Raw genomic sequence first — 17,289 nt, 5'->3', positions numbered from 1 at the left:
GCCTCCCTGTAGGAGCGGCGCAAGCCGCGAGCCTTTAACGCCGATCGACCCGCCACCGCCACCGCCACAAACAAGCGCATAACTTCAATGAAAAACACAGGAGAGTCCTGACATGGACGGACTCGTCGTTCTAATACTGGCTGCGGCTGCATCGGCCATCATCATCCGGCTGATGATCGCGCTGGCGCCGCGCGTCGGGCTGGTCGATCACCCCGGTGAACACAAACAACACGAACACGTCACCCCCTTCGTCGGCGGCTTTGGCGTGGTCGCGGCCCTGTTGGTGGCGGTGGCGGCCTTGTTCTTTTACTACCCGGCGCAAGGCACGGCATGGCTGTCGCTGCTGGTGTGCGGCCTGGTGATGTTTCTGGTGGGCCTGGCCGACGACCGCTGGAAGCTGAGCTTCAGAATCCGCCTGGTAGTGCAGGCCGCGCTTGCCTTCCTGATGGTGTACGGCGGCGGTGTGTCGCTGACTAGCCTGGGCGACCTGGTGTTTACCGGCGACGTTTCACTGGGCGCGCTGGCCGTGCCGTTTACCGTATTCGCCACCATCGGCGGCATCAACGCCCAAAACATGGTCGACGGCATCGATGGCCTGGCCGGCACCATCGCCGCCGGCACGCTGGTGCTGGTGGCCGTGATCACCGGCCTGTCCGGCAGCGGCGCCACGCACCTGCTGGCCATGGCCACGCTGGGTGGCGTGCTGGGCTTTCTGTGGTTCAACCTGCGCTTTGGCACGCAACACCGCGCTCGCACCTTCATGGGGGACAACGGCAGCATGATGCTGGGCTTCATCGTGGTGTGGCTGCTCATCACCCTCACGCAGGACACGGGCGCAGTGGGCAATGGCCGCGTCGAGGGTGCAGGGCAGGGCGCACTCATCAGCCCGGTGGCCGCACTGTGGCTGTTTGCCATTCCGCTCGTCGATACGCTCAGCGTCATGCTGCGCCGCGTGTGGCTGGGGCAGTCCCCCTTCACCCCCGACCGCAACCATCTGCACCACTTGCTGCAGCGCGCGGGTTTTCGGGTCGAGAACGTCGTCACCACCATTGGCCTGCTGCATTTCGGGCTGGGCAGCGTGGGCGTGCTGGCCTTGCAATGGGGCGCTTCGGAAGGGCTGATGTTCTTCGCCTTTCTGTGCGTGTTTGCCGCCTACCTCGGCATCACGGCCAGGCCGTGGCGCTTCGTGCCGGCACTGCGCGCCATTCACCGCCGTCTGAATCTCACCCCGGCCGGCAACTGCGGTGTGTTTTTTGGCAACTGCAAGCTCGAGCACGTGGAACAGATCAACGCCCTGATCGCCCCCCAATTAGGCGAAAAAACCGCTTTTCGCACGCGTCTGTATGAGCAGACCAATCCTGACGGCACACCCGGTTTGCGCTATGCAGTGGTCGAAATTTTGCTGGAAGACGAAGCCGCACCGCTGAAGCAACAGGTCGACTACTTGCGCCTCATCCGCAAGGCGCTACACCCGCACAGTGGCGTTTTCATCCGTAGCTACGTTCACCGCGACCCCTTCAACGACCGTCGCGCCACCCCCCTAAGCGGCGATGAGCGCTTCGAGAAACGCAGTCGCGACCGTCGCAAGCAAAAGCGCCTGCTGCTTGAAGAGTCCTTCACCTATGTGCATCGCGGCCGCATCCTCGACCAGGACGTCAATCTCAGGGTCGCGCACGCGCAAGTGCAGGCCCAAGCCGCCGAAAAGCGCGCTCGCGCGCTCGCGCCCGCACCCGACACCATCATCCCCAAACCCTGAACCTCTCGTTTCCACAGAGCTAATCCAGATGAACACACTCCCTACTCTCGACCAGATCAAACTCGCCATCATCGGCCTGGGCTACGTAGGCCTGCCCCTCGCCATCGAATTCGCCAAGAAGCGCGACGTACTCGGCTTTGACATCCATCAGGCGCGCATCAAAGCCCTGCAAGCCGGCCACGACGCCACGCTGGAAGTCTCCGACGAAGAAATGCGCGAAGCCACCGGCATGCACTACAGCGCCAACGCCGCTGACCTGGCCGCCTGCAACGTCTTCATCGTCACCGTGCCCACGCCCATCGACGATCACAAGCAGCCCGACCTGACGCCGCTGATCAAAGCCTCCGAGACCATCGGCAAGGTGCTCAAGAAGGGCGACATCGTCATCTACGAATCCACCGTCTACCCCGGCGCCACCGAAGAAGACTGCGTGCCCGTGCTGGAAGAATTCTCCGGCCTCAAGTTCAACGTCGACTTCTTTGCCGGCTACAGCCCCGAGCGCATCAACCCGGGCGACAAGGAACACCGCGTCTCCACCATCAAGAAAGTCACCTCCGGCTCCACGCCCGAAGTGGCCGAACTGGTCAACGACCTCTACCTGCAGATCATCATCGCCGGCACGCATAAGGCCGAAAGCATCAAGGTGGCCGAAGCCGCCAAGGTGATCGAGAACACCCAGCGCGACGTCAACATCGCCCTCATCAACGAGCTGGCCATCATCTTCAACAAGATGGGCATCGACACCGAAGCCGTGCTGCAAGCCGCCGGCAGCAAGTGGAACTTCCTGCCCTTCCGTCCCGGTCTGGTGGGCGGCCACTGCATCGGCGTGGACCCCTACTACCTCACCCACAAGGCGCAGTCCATCGGCTACCACCCCGAGATCATCCTGGCCGGCCGGCGCCTTAACGACGGCATGGGCGCCTATGTGGTGTCGCAGCTGGTCAAGGCCATGCTCAAGCGCCGCATCACCGTCGAAGGCGCGCGTGTGCTCGTCATGGGCCTCACCTTCAAGGAGAACTGCCCGGATCTGCGCAACACCCGCATCGTCGACATCGTCAAGGAGCTGGGCGAGTACAACATCCAAGCCGACGTATACGACCCCTGGGTGGATGTGGCCGAAGCCAAGCACGAATACGGTCTTGCCCCGATCGATGCGCCCAGGCAGGGCGCCTACGACGCCATCATCGTCGGTGTGGCGCATGAGCAGTTCAAGGCCATGGGCCCGGCTGCGATTCGCGCCCTCGGCAAGCCGGAACATGTGGTGTATGACCTCAAGTATGTGATGCCGCGCGACGCCGCTGATCTCAGGCTGTAGTTCTTTCCATAATGTAATCAACATAAAAAACCAGTTGCTTAAGGTAACTGACTTTTCAAGAATTAATGTCTCAGCTTTGTCCGAAGCTAAGCGTTTGCTTCTATAACGCTAAGCACCCCTTTGCTTCATGACATTACAAACAGGAAGGTTAGTGGTTTCAGTGACTGGTTTTTCTTAAGCTGACCCTGCGTGGAAAATTTTTTCTGTGAAGAGAGATCAAAAAAAAATTGCCGTCTTAAAAAATGGAATTGGCTATATTGGGCCTCTAATAGGAATTCCGTTTACTCTGAAGTTTATTGACCCTGCATCCTACGGTATCTATGCAGTTTTTGTGGCGGTTGTCACTCTGATTACCCCTCTGCTAACCATTCGGGCAGAAATGGTTGCTCCGGCAGCAAAGGATGCGGGAGTTTGCGAAGAGTTTTTTAAACTGTCAGGGGTGGCGCTGACCGTCACCACAGGTCTCCTTGTGTTCGCGTCATCAGTTGGCGTACTTGGAGGTTACTTAACCCTCAGCTTCGCACTAGCCCTATTTGCTGCCAGTTACTTCCAAGGCTGGTCAAATATCCATCAAGCGATCGCAATCTATCAAGGAAATCCAGGTGCAATAATAGACGCAAGACTTGCTCAAGGGATTGTCTATGGTCTCTTTCAGCCACTCTTCGTTTATTTAGGCGGCTCTATAGAAGCACTTCTATTAAGTGATGTCCTTGCTCGGCTCTTCTTTGCTGTTGTTTTATTTATAGAGAATAAAAAAGGGCGCTGCCCTGCTATGCCCAGATTGAGGGTGACGAGAATAAACTGGAATGTTGTTCGGATCAAAGATCTCTTTCTTTCAAATTTGTCCGTTCTGTTCAATGGATTGTCAGTGCAGTTCATTGTTATATTTTCCGGAATCTTCTTTGGCGCCCAGGCTTCTGCTGCGGTAGGTGTGGCTTACAAAATATTGAGCGCTCCAGTTCGAATTGTATCTCAAGCTCTACAGCCGTACTTTTTGAGTGAGTTTAGCGCAAGCTATCGTTCCGGAGCGGCTGTTCGAGGTATTTTGTATAAGTATTTAAAGATTGGGTTCTTAATTAGTTTGCCTGTTTATGGGGTTGTTGTTTTGCTCGCGAGCTTGCTTGTTGAGAGCTACTTGATAGAGTGGATTTTCGCACTTGATTATCTATATGTCATTTGGCCGGCATTTCTGATTTCGTTCTTTGTGATACCAATATCTCAGGCGCTCGTCGTTACGCAGAATTCACAGGCTCAGATGAAATGGGAGGTGCTCAGGCTTCTGCTCTTGTGCGTCGTTTCGTTCATATGTGTAGTTTTTTTAGAGGCGAGCGCTCTTCAAGCAGTTTTAAGTCTTGTGGTCTCAATGGGTTTGGCGTACATCTCGTTAATCTATATTGTCATTAAGGTATTTAAGGTATGACTAGATTTCTAATAATTAATGCAGATGACTACGGTTGGGACAAAGATATAAACAAGGCATGTCATTCACTTGCGTTGCATGGCTCTCTAACTAGTGTTTCGGCAATGGCAGGGTGTATTGAGTCGTTGGACGATTGCAGATTTCAGACGAACGAGGGGAGGGCAGTTTCCGTAGGTGTTCACTTGAATATAAGCACGGGAAAGCCTGTTTCGCCCCAGACCAAAAATAGCGCCCTAGTGAATTTAGAAACAGGGTATTTCAAGGCAATAAACTTAAATAATCTGTCTAGTTTTATGCTTTCCCTCAGAAAGAGGGATATCGCTCACGAGTTCGATGCGCAAATCGAAACTGTATTGTCGAAAGCGGAGCGGATCTCACATCTTGATACGCACCACCATGTTGCCCGACTTCCCACAATAGCAATCGAAGTTGCAGAAGCGGCCCAGCGGCATGGAATTTCGCGTGTCCGAACACCAAGAGGTTCCTCCGGTAAGTTATTGCCGGCTCACCGTAGATTCGTAATTGGATTAAATGAACGGATTTACAGTTCGAGAAAATTGTGTTTTCCAGTTGTGCGCTTTGGAATACCAAAGGTGGAGTCGTGGCAAGACTTCGAGAGGCTATTTAGATGTTATGCGTCTGATGGTGTGTGGGGGGAGCAGAGCACGGCGGAGCTAAGTTGTCATCCTAGTTTAGGCGGTGGTGTTCTAAATCAGTCGCCTGAGATGCAGCAACGGCGTCGTTCAGACTTTTCAATTTTGAGCGATGAACGCTTTTTGAGTCTTCTGGCTGAACTGAGTATTGAGAGAGTCTCCTACAATGACTTATAAAATTATCGTAGTGGCGTCAGTAGGGCCTGCGGATGATCACCGGTATTACTACAAGGAAATTGGTGCGCTGACTCGTGCGGGATGGTCAGTAAACTTCTTTTGTCGAGATAACCCGCCAAGCGTCTTCACTAATCTGATATGCACGGTCTTGCCTAAGGGCGTGCGCCGACTAACTAGGCTGACAGGTGGGCTAAATTTACTAAATAGAGTCTTGAGTTGGAAGCCAGATGCAGTACAGATTTGCAGTGTTGAGTTCTTGCCGCTAGCAATTTTTCTTGCGCAGTTTACAAGAGTTAAGGTTTTCTATGATTGTCGCGAGGATATGCCTACTTCACTATTGGAGCACAAAACAGAGATTCCTCTGCTTTTCCGATATGGTTTAGCAAAGTCCACGCTCTTGATGGAGTATTGGGGAGCGAAGGTTTTTGGCGGCATTTCAGTTTCTGACCACTGGCTGGAAGAAAAGTACAGAAAGTGGGGGGCCAAGAACTGCTTTTTGTTCCCAAACTTCCCCCGTCTAGAGGACTTTTCGGGTGTAGGTGGCTTGGACGAAATAAGTGCTAAGGAAGCCGATTTTTGTATTTTGGGTTCAATGTCACGGAGAACTGGTGTCATTGAGTTCGTCGAGGCCTTAGGAATTCTAAAGCGCGAAGTAGGGTGGACAGGAAAGGCGCGGTTGATTGGAGATCCAGGGAGCGAGTTGGGATCTGAACTCGCTTCAATAGCTCGTGCAGCCAACGTTGATCTTGAGATCACCGGACGTGTCCCTTACAGGAGAGTCCCCGCGGAGTTGAGCGCCTGCAAGGTTGGCGTTATTCCCCTAAAGGACATGAAGAAGTTTCATCGAAACCCCGCGACGAAGATGTTTGAGTATGCGGCTGCTGGGCTATATATCGTTGCGAGCGACCTTCCCCCTCAGCGGCGCTACCTGGATCAGGCGGAGTTTGCTGTGCTCGTTAAGCCCGATAGTGCGGTGGACTTAGCTGCAGGGATGAAGAAAGCGATGATTTTGCAAGCGGCGGACGCCGCAGGGAGCTTGCCAAGAAGTAGGTTCGTGGAAGATTGGAATGCAGATTCGCTTTATAGCGACTTGATTGCCTACTACGGGCGAGGCATCGCATGAAAGCGTGGTTTATTGGAGATTTTTCGGTGAGAGGCGAAGGAGATTTGTCGCTGCTCGACTCTCCTTTTGCGCCCGGCGACATCGTTATAGGGAACTATGAGGGTGTCGTGAACGAGGTCTCTAAGTTTGAGAAAAATAAAGTTTATCTCGGACAAGGTCTTAACAGTTTGACGCTGGCTAAAAGAGTCGGAGTTACGCACTTCGGAGTTGCGAATAATCATGTTCACGACTACGGTGAGCGAGCGTTTGAGTCTTTAGTAAATGCTTTGAAAGCGAGTGGGTTTGAAGTTGTGGGGTTCCGCGATAAGAGTGGATCCCATAGTAGCGTGACTTTTAGGACGGCGGCGGGTAGAGAGGTAGAAGTTTTTTTTGTCGTAGAAGCGGAGACCGGCGCGGTCACTGACCTGGTATCGCAAGATGGTGTTCGTTGTTGCGATGCCGAGTCCGAAGAGTTGCTGGGCGCCCTCGCAAAGAATAGAAAGCACGGAGTAACCTCTGTCGTCTATGTTCATTGGGGAGAGACAAACTATCGCTATCCGTCATGGAAGATGCGGCGTTTAGCTAATGAGTATGTTTTGCGGGGTGCTCGTTATGTTGTCGGGCATCATGCACATGTTGTTCAGGGGTGCGAAAAGAAGGGTAGTAGCGATGTCTTCTACTCACTTGGGAACTTCATCTTTGATGAATATGCGAGTCGAAAGGGGGTGTTGCGCCTGCCGGACGAGAACCGTGACTCGTTGGTTATCGGAGTGGACTTTGATCAAAACTCTGTTGAACTAGTGCGCGCAGTTTACGATCCTGTCCGACGTGAGATAAGGTTTTCGCGGGATGTCGGCTTTTTATTTCGCTTGTATTCATATCCGCTTCGCTTTGATTCGAAGGGTTACTCTGTATTTATACGGTTTTATTTTGCCTTTAGGCTTGCGAAACGTGCAGTATATTGGTTGCATCCAGCGCGCATCAGGCAAGTGGGGCCTCGCCAGTTTGGTGCTTTGAGCGCTATGCTGATTAAGTTGATTGGGCGGAATAAATGAAGCGGACTGCATTGAAGATCGGTGCAGCCGTGCTATCGGCTACGCGCCAAGGCGCCGATTTTAGAAAAAGGCTCGAGATTTTTAGATCGCTTTTTCAGGGTGACCCTGCTCGCTTTGATGAGTGGAGGCTTAGAAGGCGGCAGGAAATAGAGTTGTTGGCTAGAAGTGCACCCTACTATGGTAAGGGGGAGTTTCTGACTGTCGGCCAAGTAGATAAAAGTGTAGTGCGGTCTAGGCCTGACTTGTTTATGGTCAGGAAGGGGATTTGGCCAAGTGTAGTAAAGACGAAGACGAGTGGTACGACAGGGGTTGGATTAACGCTGTACACAGACCGAGAAGCTATAGCGACACAAGCGGCAGCTTGGTGGCTCTTTCGCTCGTTCTTCGGGATTGAGCTTGGGGATCGCGGGATGGTTGTTGGCGGGAGGCGGATACCACGTGGTTCTGGTTGCCTCGGAGACTGGATTGTCTTGCCGGGCCTTCGGCAGCTTTACGTGTCATCGTTCAACATGTCTGCTAACGCAATTGATGAGTATCTGACGGCGATGGAGCGATATGGTGTCCGTTGGGTTCACGGGTACCCGTCTGCACTCCTGGTTATAGCCGAGCATATTCTTCGGAAGAATGTGCGTCTGAATCTTGATCTGCGCCTAGTTAGCACAGGCAGCGAGACGATTTCATCCGCGGGACGTGAACTGCTTAAAGAGGCTTTTCGGTGTGAAGTGTCGGAGTTCTATGGTCAGGTCGAGAATGTTTGTGCAATGTGGCGTTGTCCGAGAGGAACGCTGCATGATCTGGGTGTGATTGGAGATATCACCCTTGATCCACGTGATGACGAATTGTTTGAGATAGTTGGGTCGGGATACTGGAATTCTGTGATGCCCTTGCTCGGATATCGAACAGGCGATATTTTGACAGGGCGTGTGGACAATTGCGGATGCGGCTTTCCCTATCCGATTGGACTAGAGATCGAGGGTAGAGTCGATGACTACGTCCTTAACAGTAAAGGCACAAGGGTCGGAAGGTTGGCGAGGATCTTCACGCACGTTCGCAATTGCGGTGAGGCCCAACTAGTCCAAATTGGCTTGAAGCGGTTTGTCCTTAATCTCGGGCGTGGCGGTGTTGTTGATAAGACAGAATTCCAGCGTGACCTTCAAAATATGCTTGGTGAAGAGGTGGAGCTTACGGTTGTTCACCAAGATGAATTCGTGAGGACCAAAGGTGGAAAGGTTAAATCTGTTGTCCGAGAAATTTAGCCTTGTGGCGGTTGCTGCAGCGGTTTCGCTCGCTTCTGGCTTGCTCAGTCAAGCAATTCTTCTGGTCGTTGGTGTGAAGTTTCCTGTGGTAAGCGTTGCTTTTGGATTTCTCATAATTGCGACTCTAGGGGGGATTTTAAGGGGTGTCGAAAGGGATAGGTTTGCAACTGCTACATTGATTTTGCCGTTTCTCTTGTGGGCAGTATGTAGTGTTATCTGGACTCCCTCGGAAGGTTACGTTTATGAAAAGCTTGCTGGGTTGATGGTTTGTGCGCTGCTATTTTGGTTGCCAATACTGTCCGGCAGTGTTTATGTTGATAGTTTTATAAGGATTTATTTTTTTTTGACAGTTTCTGTGCTCGCCTTTTCCGCGTTTGGGATGTTGAGAAGTGCGGGTGATTTTTACTCGTTGTCAGATTCGCAGCGGTCTATATATCTCACAGCTGGCTATTTTGGCGGTGGATTGCTGGCAATACTAGGCTTTTTTAGCGTTAGTAGATCGTGGTTAATAGACTTGGCACTAACGTGTTTTGTGTTGTTGTGTTTATTGCTCACGGGCGCTAGAGGGCCGCTGCTTTTCGGTGTCGGAATGCTTTTTTTAGGGCTGATTGTCCGCAGGAGTTGGAGTTCGATAACGGTATTGTCGTTTGTTGGATTCTCGATTTTGCTTATCGGCCAGTTTCTTTCGCAGTTTGAACAGGCGGCTTTTTTCATAGATAGAGCAGTTGCGCGTTTTATTCTGCTATTTGAAGGTGAGCTTTCGTCGCGAACGGATCTTTGGGTGCAAATGCGTGAATGGCTTGCAGATGACGCTGCAGTGGTATTTGGATACGGAACGGGCTCTTGGGGTTTTATGGTTCTTGGTTATGACGAAAGGGCTTATCCACACAATATCGTGCTCGAGTTGCTGTTCGAGAATGGCGTGATCGGGCTTTTTCTTTTTGTTCTTGTTTTTGTTTTTTCAGTGTGGGCGGGGTTAAAGGTTAGATTTCCATATCTGGGTGTTGTCTTGGCGTTGATTTGTTATGAATTTCTGAATTTTATGAAGAGTTTTACGATATCTGACGCACGGATGTTGTTCTTCTTAATGGGAATTTTGCTCGCTGAGAGACTACGTGCTGCGCGTGAAGGTTCGTTGGTGAGAGATTAGTATGAATACAGTTGACATCATCGCGGGCGCTCGCCCCAACTTCATGAAGATCGCCCCGATCATTCGCGCTTTCGAAGCGCGCAAGGCTGCGGGCGGCATGCTGCGCTACCGGCTGATCCACACCGGCCAGCATTACGATCCGCGCATGTCGGGCGAATTTTTCCGCCAGCTCGGTATTCCCGAACCGGATGTAAACCTGGAGGTTGGCTCGGGCACGCAGGCCGAACAGGCCGGCGCAATCATGAGCCGCTACGAGCGCCTGCTGCTGGAGTCGCCCAGCGATCTGTGCCTGGTGGTGGGCGACGTGACCTCGACCATGGCCTGCGCAATTGCCGCACAAAAGCTGCATGTGCCGGTGGCGCACGTTGAGGCGGGCATCCGCTCGGGCGACTGGACCATGCCCGAAGAGATCAACCGCATGGTGACGGACGCGATCACCAACTGGTTCTTCACCACCAGCGAAGTGGCCAACGCCAACCTGCGCAAATCCGGGGTGGGCGACGAGCGCATCTTCTTCGTGGGCAACACGATGATCGACACCTTGCTCGCCAATATCGATCGCCTGCAGAAGCCGGACTTCTGGGACGGACTGGGCCTGAAGGCGGGTGAGTACTTTGTGGTGACGCTGCATCGCCCGGCCAACGTGGACAAGGGCGACGGCTTCGCCCGCCTGCTGCGCGCAATTGCCGAAGGCACGCGCGGCCTGCCGGTGGTGTTCCCGGTGCATCCACGCACGGCCAAGACGCTGCGCGACCTCAATGAGGTGCCGGACAGCTTCCGCCTGGTGGATCCGCAGCCCTACCTGGAGTTCAACTACCTGGTGAAGAACGCCAAGGCGGTGATCACCGATTCGGGCGGCATTACGGAGGAGACCACCGTGATGGGCGTGCCCTGCCTGACGCTGCGCGACAGCACCGAGCGCCCCGAAACCGTGACCACCGGCACCAACGAACTGATCGGCACCGATCCGGCAGCCCTCGCCCCTGCGCTGGACAAGCTGTTTGCCGGGCAGTGGAAGAAGGGTGGCATTCCCGAGATGTGGGACGGCAGGACCGGCGAGCGGATCGTTGGGATTCTGGAAGAGTTGCTGGGGTAGGCGCGGGGGGTAATCGGAGGCTCGCGGCTGGCGCCGCTCCTACGGTTTGACCATCTATGGGGGCGACGTGTTGGGGGCGATGGGTGTAGCGTGTCGCCATTTGCTGATTCTTGAGGGGTGTTTCGATGGCCATGCATCAGCGGTGGACGCTTTGTGTGGAAGGGTTTGCCCGCTTCAAGCATGCGGAGGTGGCACTGCGCCCCTTGACGCTGTTCGTTGGTGAGAACAACAGCGGCAAGAGCTACATGGCAAGCCTGCTGTGGGGCGTGCTGGCCTTGGGGCGGACGCTGTTCCCGGCGCGACCGGGGGAGTCGAAGGCTTACAAGGCGTGCATCGTAGTGCTGATGAAGCACCGGGCGCGTGCGCAGACGCAGATTGCCCAAGGCGGCAGCGGCGAAGTCGTGTTGTCGGCCGAGGATATGCAGTTGTTCGTGCAGTGGTTCAATGAGCTGCTGGCGAAGCACAAGAAACAGTTGGTGGGGCGGATCTTTGGCAACCGCGATCTCCCGGTAGGCGATCTCCGCTTGGTGGATTACTCGCGCGTGAAGCCGATCACGCTGGTGTTCCGCACGGACGACGAGGCGGTGCGTCTGTCGGCGCGGCAAGCGCACCGAATCAGCGTGCCGCTGGGCGATGGCGATGGTTGGCCGAATGCGGGCGAGTTCCACCGTGTAGCTTGCTACGTGACATGGAAGCTGATCGGTGGGGATATTGCCGGGCCGCTTTACCCGCCTGGGGCATCGCAGCGCGTTGATGGCGAACCCCTGTTTCTGCCCGCGTCGCGCACAGGGTTCATGCTGACGTTCCGCGCGCTGGTGGGCGAGGCGCTAACCCTTTATGACGCGGCGGCGGACGATGCGGTGCCACCCAGCCAGTTCACCCTGCCGGTGGTGCGTTTTTTGCAGGCGCTCAACGGCACGCCTCCGACGGCAGGGGCGGCCTATGCCAGGACCGCGGGCTGGCTGGAGAAGACCCTGCTGCAGGGCGGAATCCAGCAGGTGAAGCACGGTGGCGCCCCCGACTATGAGTATCAGCCCTTTGGCGAGGGCAACACGAGATTGCCGATGTACCTGAGCTCGTCGCTGGTGGCCGAGCTCGCGCCGATCGTGCATTTCCTGAAGCATCGGCCGTCGTTCCGGACGCTGTTCATCGAGGAGCCGGAAGCGCATCTGCATCCGCAGGCGCAGCGGGCGATGGCGCGGGCGATCGTGCGCCTGGTCAATGCCGAATTGCCGGTGGTGGCGACCACCCATGGCGACACGCTGTTCCAGCAGATCAACAACCTGGTGCAGCTGCATGGTCATCCGCAACGAAAGGCTTTGTCCGCAGAGCTGGGCTATGAGGCCGGGGAGACGCTCGCGGAGGAGATGTTGAGCGTGTTCCAGTTCCGACGCGAGGCGGGCGAGACCACGGTGACGGCCTTGCCGGTGACGGCGTACGGTGTTGCGGTGCAGACGTTCAACGAGCCGCTGGCAGCGCTGACCAGGGAGATTTATCGCCTGCAGGAAGACTTGGATGGCGATGTGGAGGGGGGTGATGCTTGATCTGGCGCAGGCCCGGCTCGACTGGATTCACCCCGATCACTATGAGAAGGGCCAGCAGGTCGATGTGGTGGAAACGAAGTCAGGTGGCGAGGGCAGGTTGTCCTTCGAGGTTGATGAGGGGGAGACTGCGCTGCGGTTCAGGCTGACCGAAAGCGGGCGCTTTCCGTGCATCAGACAGGGTAAGGCCGCGGATGGGGTGATCCTGCATTTTGGCCGCGACCAGTCGCTGCGGGCGCTGCACTTGGTCGAGTTGAAGAGCAAGGTGGGCTCCAGTCAATGGCGCAGCGTGAAGCTTCAACTGCAGGGCGCGTTGCATAACGCGCATGCCTTGCTGGGGGTGCTTGGATTGGAGTGCCCCAAGGAAGTCGTCTGCCACACCGCCTACAAGCAGGATGCGCTGAGCCAGAACCCGGTGCTGTTGAAGGCGCAGGTCGGAGTCCGGGTCGAGGTGAGCGGAGACGTTGCCGATTGGATCAGTGGCTCGGTGGAGATCGATCGTCGGTTTCCGCGCTTGAAGCATTTTAGACATGAGCGCGATGCGGCTGGAAATGCGCGGGTGCGGTTGAGTGTGTGATCTTGGGATCACGATGATTGAACAGCATGGGCTCGGACATGTCGGGCCTGGATGAGCGTGGGACGAACTGAGCGACGATGGGTTTATTGAACAAGACGGGGCGCTACTGGTACACCCTGCGGCATTTGCGGCCGGTGCAGTTCTATGGCCGGGTGTGGTTCCGGTATTCGCGGCCCAGGCCCGACCTGCGTGCGGCGTCCGCGCTGCGCGCACGGTCGGGCACATGGCAGGCGCCGGCACGGCGGCTGCCGAGCATGAGCGGGCCGCGCAGCTTCGTGTTCCTGAACGAACCGGGCGGGCTGGACGAGATTGGCTGGGACGGTGGGCAGCGCGAGAAGCTGTGGCGCTACAACCAGCACTATTTCGACGACCTCAACGCGGTCGACGCCGAGGCGCGCCAGGCCTGGCACCTGGTGCTGATCGAGGACTGGATCGCGCACAACCCCCCGGGGCAGGGCAACGGCTGGGAGCCCTACCCGCTGTCGCTTCGCGTTGTTAACTGGGTGAAGTGGGCGCTGTCGGGCGGCGAGCTGTCGCCGGCTGCGGTTCATAGCCTGGCGGTGCAGGCGCGCTGGCTGACTCGACGGCTCGAGATCCATCTGCTGGGCAACCATTTGTTTGGCAACGCCAAGGCCTTGCTGTTTGCCGGGCTGTTCTTCGAGGGCCAGGAGGCGGATGGATGGCGCAGGACGGCGCTGGAGATCCTGGCGCGTGAGATCCCCGAGCAGTTTCTGCCCGACGGCGGGCAGTTCGAGCTGAGCACGATGTACCACGCGCTGGCGCTGGAGGATGCGCTGGACCTGATCAACGTGGCGGCCTGCTACGCGGGCACGGCGCCCGCTGAAGATGACCAGCGGGTTCGGGGTTGGCTGATTCCGCGCTTGCCGGCAATGCGTCGCTGGCTGCAGGTGATGTGCCACCCGGATGGCGAGATTGCGCTGTTCAACGATGCGGCGATTGGTATCGCGCCGTCGGTGGCCGAGCTGGAGGGCTACTTTGCGCGCTGCCTTCCCGATGCGGTGCCGCTGCCCTTGCAGGCAGTGGAGCGCCTACCGGACAGCGGCTATGTGCGCCTGCAGTCGGGCGACGCGGTGGCCTTGCTGGACGTGGCGCGGGTGGGGCCGGACTACCTGCCGGGGCATGCGCATGCGGATACGCTGAGCTTCGAGCTGTCACTGTTCGGGCAGCGTGTCCTGGTGAATGGAGGTACTTCGTGCTACGGCACGAGCGCCGAGCGGCTGCGCCAGCGCGGCACGGCTGCGCACAACACGGTAACGGTGGACGGGCAGGATTCGTCCGAGGTGTGGGGCGGCTTTCGTGTGGCGCGGCGGGCCTATCCCGCTGGCTTGTCGCTGTTGGAGGATGCGAACTGCCTGCAGGTGAGTTGCAGTCACGATGGTTACCGCTGGCTGAAGGGACGCCCGGTGCATACGCGGATCTGGTTCCTGCATGTGGGCTCGCTGGCCGTGGAGGACAACGTGTCCGGAGGCTACGGTGAGGCCGTGGCGCATTACCGCTTTCATCCCGATGTGGTGGTTTCTGCCGATCCGTATGGCCGCGAGGGCGTGGCCGTGCTGGCGGACGGCCGGCGTGTTGGGTGGCAGATCGAGCGCGGAGCGGGCGAGCTGGTGCCTTCGTCGTGGCACCCGCGCTTTGGGGTTGCGCAGCCTTGCATGCTGCTGCGCGTGAAGTTGGTAGGGCAGAGCGCACGCGTGCGCTTCAAGTGGATGTAGGCGATAGCAGAAGGCGTTTATGCATATTCTTTTCCTGACCGACAATTTTCCGCCCGAGGTCAATGCACCGGCCAGCCGCACTTTCGAGCACTGCCGCGAGTGGGTGAGGGCGGGACACAAGGTTACCGTGGTGACGTGCGCGCCGAACTTTCCCAAGGGTAAGGTGTTCGACGGCTACCGCAACCGGGCGTGGCAGACCGAAGAGATGGACGGCATCCGCGTGATCCGGGTGTGGTCGTACATCACCGCCAACGAGGGTTTTGTGAAGCGCATCCTGGACTACCAGAGCTTCATGGTGATGGCGACGCTGGCGAGTCCTTTCGTGCGCGGGGTGGATGTGGTGGTGGGTACGTCGCCGCAGTTCTTTACCGCCTGCGCGGCATACGTGGTCGCGGGCATGAAGCGCGTGCCCTGGGTGTTCGAGCTGCGCGACCTGTGGCCGGAGTCGATCCGCGCTGTGGGGGCGATGAAGGAATCGAAGGCGCTCGACTGGCTCGAGAAGCTGGAGCTGTTTCTGTACCGTAAGGCGAACGCGGTGGTGTCGGTGACGAATGCCTTCCGTGACAACCTCATTGGCCGCGGCATCGACGCCGACAAGATCCAAGTGGTGACCAACGGCGTGGACATCAGCCGCTTCAACCCGCGCGAGAAGGACGCCGAGTTGGTGCGCGAGCTGGGGCTGGACGGCAAGTTCGTTGCCGGCTACATCGGCACGCATGGCATGGCGCATGCGCTGGAAACCCTGCTGGAAGCAGCTGAAAAACTGAAGGCACGCCCGGACGGCGATCGCTATCGCTTGATCCTGCTGGGCGACGGTGCGCGCAAAGCCGATCTGATGCAGCAGGCGAAGGCAAAGAATCTGGACAACGTGATCTTTGTGGATTCGGTGTCGAAGGATGAGGTGGTGCGCTACTGGTCACTGCTGGACGTGGCCATCATCCATCTGCGCAAGACCGAGCTATTCACCACCGTGATTCCGTCGAAGCTGTTCGAGTGCATGGGCATGGGCATCCCCGTGCTGCACGGCGTGGCGGGCGAGTCTGCTGCAATCGTGGAGAAGGAAGGCGTGGGCATCGTGTGCGAGCCGGAGAACGCCAATGCGCTGTGCGATGGGCTGGTGAAGCTGGCCGAAGACCCGGCGCTGTATGAGCAATACCGCAGCAACGCGCTGGCGGGAGCGAAGAACTACGACCGCAGTGAGTTGGCGCGGAAGATGTTACGGGTGCTGGAGTCGCTGCGGAAGTAGGGAGGGCGGACGCTTGACCGCGCCACAGCGTTCAAACATGGCTATAAGCGCGAGACCAAGGGCCAGCACCGGGCTACGCTCGATTGCGATTTGAAGGCTGTTTTCTTGGCGCTGGTGACGGAGCAGCGGCTTGACCTTGAGTGGCGCGCTCATGAGCTGAGCGGCGATTGGGCGGCAGTGGGGCGGTGGGACGAGAGGAAAAGCTCGCGACTTGCGTCGCTCCTACAGCCAGATCGAGCAGGGGTGGGTTTCGTTGGCGCGGTCGGTTTCTGTTGGTTCGGCAAGTCTCCGTTGGCGCGGCAACTCCCGTATGCACGAGGTTTTTTGTAGGAGCGACGCAAGTCGCGAGTTTTTTGGTCTAGCCTGCCCAGCTCGACTAAGCACATCCGCCGCGACGCCGCCGGCTACGTGGGTGCGGTGAAGGCGAAGATGGTCGGCATCATCAGCGAGTGCCGCGAGAAGAAGGAAGAGGGCGGGTGCTTGATGCGGTTTTTTCGGCGCCAGGGGTGCTTGGGCGACAATGGGGCGGTGGGGCGCGTGGAAGGGCTCGCGACTTGCGTCGCTCCTGCAGCCTGATCTAGTCAGCTTGTTGTAGTTCATGGCCAGGGGTATTCGGCGACATTTTGTGATGTGTCCCGCGCAGCTCCTGGCCTTTACACGAAGCGAGGGAAAATATGCCTATCGTCTGGAGCCCAGAGCTCGATACCGGGATCGACGTCATCGATCAGCAGCATCGCCGCATCGTTGATTACATCAACGCGCTCGAGGCCGCCAATCAGGCCCACGACCGCCAGGCGGTGGGGGACACCCTGGATGAGCTGGTCGACTACACGATGTCGCACTTTGCGTTCGAGGAGAGCCTGCAGGAGGAGGCGGGCTATGCCTATTGCAAGCCGCACAAGCGCGTGCATGAGCTGTTTGTGCGTCGCGTGGGCGACTACGTCGAACGCCACCGCCTGGGCGACGAGATTGGCGATGAGCTGTACAAGCTGCTGACCACCTGGCTGCTGAACCACATCCGCCGCGACGACGCCGACTATGTGGGCGCGGTGAAGGCGACGATGGTCGGTATTGCCAATGAGCGGCGGGAGAAGAAGGAAGAGGGTGGGTGGTTGAAGCGGTTTTTTCGGCGGTAGGGGGTGGTAGGACGGTTGGGCGGTTGGTGGGTAGGGGCGGTAGGACGGTTGGGGGCGGTAGGGCGGTGATGGGGTG

14 protein-coding genes and 1 pseudogene are annotated in these 17,289 nt (G+C 57.2%); all 15 read left to right on the top strand.

Translation table 11 applies throughout. The annotated features are described in order from the left end of the window. The first annotated feature begins 112 nt into the window (after positions 1-112). A complete protein-coding gene (locus tag M622_RS22375) occupies positions 113-1,756 on the top strand; it encodes an MraY family glycosyltransferase (protein ID WP_021247789.1) in 1,644 nt (547 codons plus the stop codon). Between the two features lie 28 nt (positions 1,757-1,784). Next, entirely contained in the window at positions 1,785-3,071 is a 1,287-nt protein-coding gene (gene tviB, locus M622_RS22370; RefSeq protein WP_021247788.1) for a Vi polysaccharide biosynthesis UDP-N-acetylglucosamine C-6 dehydrogenase TviB, read from the top strand. A 205-nt stretch (positions 3,072-3,276) separates the two neighbouring features. After that, the gene (locus M622_RS39570) at positions 3,277-4,491 is read left to right on the top strand and encodes an oligosaccharide flippase family protein (protein WP_157281935.1); all 1,215 of its coding nucleotides are present in this window, start codon (positions 3,277-3,279) and stop codon (positions 4,489-4,491) included. After that, entirely contained in the window at positions 4,488-5,321 is an 834-nt protein-coding gene (locus tag M622_RS39565; protein ID WP_084520648.1) for a carbohydrate deacetylase, read from the top strand. The genes M622_RS39570 and M622_RS39565 overlap by 4 nt, the downstream gene beginning before the upstream one ends. Next, complete coding sequence (locus M622_RS22360) at positions 5,311-6,444, top strand: glycosyltransferase family 4 protein (RefSeq protein ID WP_084520647.1); 1,134 nt, start codon at positions 5,311-5,313, stop codon at positions 6,442-6,444. The genes M622_RS39565 and M622_RS22360 overlap by 11 nt, the downstream gene beginning before the upstream one ends. Beyond that, complete coding sequence (locus M622_RS39560) at positions 6,441-7,478, top strand: CapA family protein (protein WP_084520646.1); 1,038 nt, start codon at positions 6,441-6,443, stop codon at positions 7,476-7,478. The genes M622_RS22360 and M622_RS39560 overlap by 4 nt, the downstream gene beginning before the upstream one ends. Beyond that, entirely contained in the window at positions 7,475-8,734 is a 1,260-nt protein-coding gene (locus M622_RS40090) for a phenylacetate--CoA ligase family protein (protein WP_157281932.1), read from the top strand. Before M622_RS39560 ends, M622_RS40090 begins: the two co-directional genes overlap by 4 nt. Beyond that, entirely contained in the window at positions 8,718-9,884 is a 1,167-nt protein-coding gene (locus M622_RS39555) for an O-antigen ligase family protein (RefSeq protein WP_157281929.1), read from the top strand. Before M622_RS40090 ends, M622_RS39555 begins: the two co-directional genes overlap by 17 nt. Position 9,885: 1 nt before the next feature. Next, complete coding sequence (gene wecB, locus M622_RS22345) at positions 9,886-10,980, top strand: non-hydrolyzing UDP-N-acetylglucosamine 2-epimerase (protein ID WP_021247782.1); 1,095 nt, start codon at positions 9,886-9,888, stop codon at positions 10,978-10,980. Positions 10,981-11,105: 125 nt separating this feature from the next. Continuing rightward, the gene (locus M622_RS22340) at positions 11,106-12,524 is read left to right on the top strand and encodes an AAA family ATPase (protein ID WP_021247781.1); all 1,419 of its coding nucleotides are present in this window, start codon (positions 11,106-11,108) and stop codon (positions 12,522-12,524) included. Continuing rightward, a complete protein-coding gene (locus tag M622_RS22335) occupies positions 12,517-13,098 on the top strand; it encodes a hypothetical protein (protein WP_157281926.1) in 582 nt (193 codons plus the stop codon). Before M622_RS22340 ends, M622_RS22335 begins: the two co-directional genes overlap by 8 nt. A 77-nt stretch (positions 13,099-13,175) precedes the next feature. Further along, a complete protein-coding gene (locus M622_RS22330) occupies positions 13,176-14,831 on the top strand; it encodes a heparinase II/III family protein (protein WP_021247779.1) in 1,656 nt (551 codons plus the stop codon). Positions 14,832-14,850: 19 nt separating this feature from the next. Further along, positions 14,851-16,077: a glycosyltransferase family 4 protein gene (locus tag M622_RS22325; protein ID WP_021247778.1), complete on the top strand. Its 1,227-nt coding sequence runs from the start codon at positions 14,851-14,853 to the stop codon at positions 16,075-16,077. Positions 16,078-16,098: 21 nt separating this feature from the next. Beyond that, a pseudogene (locus M622_RS40945) lies at positions 16,099-16,407 on the top strand (type II toxin-antitoxin system RelE/ParE family toxin); the annotation flags it as partial. A gap of 344 nt (positions 16,408-16,751) precedes the next feature. Next, complete coding sequence (locus M622_RS22320; RefSeq protein ID WP_021247776.1) at positions 16,752-17,213, top strand: bacteriohemerythrin; 462 nt, start codon at positions 16,752-16,754, stop codon at positions 17,211-17,213. The last annotated feature ends 76 nt before the right edge of the window (positions 17,214-17,289 follow it).

This window comes from Thauera terpenica 58Eu (genome assembly GCF_000443165.1).
Classification (GTDB): Bacteria; Pseudomonadota; Gammaproteobacteria; order Burkholderiales; family Rhodocyclaceae; genus Thauera; species Thauera terpenica.
This window is presented reverse-complemented; position numbering and strand designations above follow the sequence as displayed.

What these genes read in the sequence shown, in the direction of transcription:
- M622_RS22375 (WP_021247789.1), top strand. Translation starts at nt 113, where the DNA reads ATGGACGGACTCGTCGTTCTAATACTGGCTGCGGCTGCATCGGCCATC.
- tviB (WP_021247788.1), top strand. Translation starts at nt 1,785, where the DNA reads ATGAACACACTCCCTACTCTCGACCAGATCAAACTCGCCATCATCGGC.
- M622_RS39565 (WP_084520648.1), top strand. Translation starts at nt 4,488, where the DNA reads ATGACTAGATTTCTAATAATTAATGCAGATGACTACGGTTGGGACAAA.
- M622_RS22360 (WP_084520647.1), top strand. Translation starts at nt 5,311, where the DNA reads ATGACTTATAAAATTATCGTAGTGGCGTCAGTAGGGCCTGCGGATGAT.
- M622_RS39560 (WP_084520646.1), top strand. Translation starts at nt 6,441, where the DNA reads ATGAAAGCGTGGTTTATTGGAGATTTTTCGGTGAGAGGCGAAGGAGAT.
- M622_RS40090 (WP_157281932.1), top strand. Translation starts at nt 7,475, where the DNA reads ATGAAGCGGACTGCATTGAAGATCGGTGCAGCCGTGCTATCGGCTACG.
- wecB (WP_021247782.1), top strand. Translation starts at nt 9,886, where the DNA reads ATGAATACAGTTGACATCATCGCGGGCGCTCGCCCCAACTTCATGAAG.
- M622_RS22340 (WP_021247781.1), top strand. Translation starts at nt 11,106, where the DNA reads ATGGCCATGCATCAGCGGTGGACGCTTTGTGTGGAAGGGTTTGCCCGC.
- M622_RS22335 (WP_157281926.1), top strand. Translation starts at nt 12,517, where the DNA reads ATGCTTGATCTGGCGCAGGCCCGGCTCGACTGGATTCACCCCGATCAC.
- M622_RS22330 (WP_021247779.1), top strand. Translation starts at nt 13,176, where the DNA reads ATGGGTTTATTGAACAAGACGGGGCGCTACTGGTACACCCTGCGGCAT.
- M622_RS22325 (WP_021247778.1), top strand. Translation starts at nt 14,851, where the DNA reads ATGCATATTCTTTTCCTGACCGACAATTTTCCGCCCGAGGTCAATGCA.
- M622_RS22320 (WP_021247776.1), top strand. Translation starts at nt 16,752, where the DNA reads ATGCCTATCGTCTGGAGCCCAGAGCTCGATACCGGGATCGACGTCATC.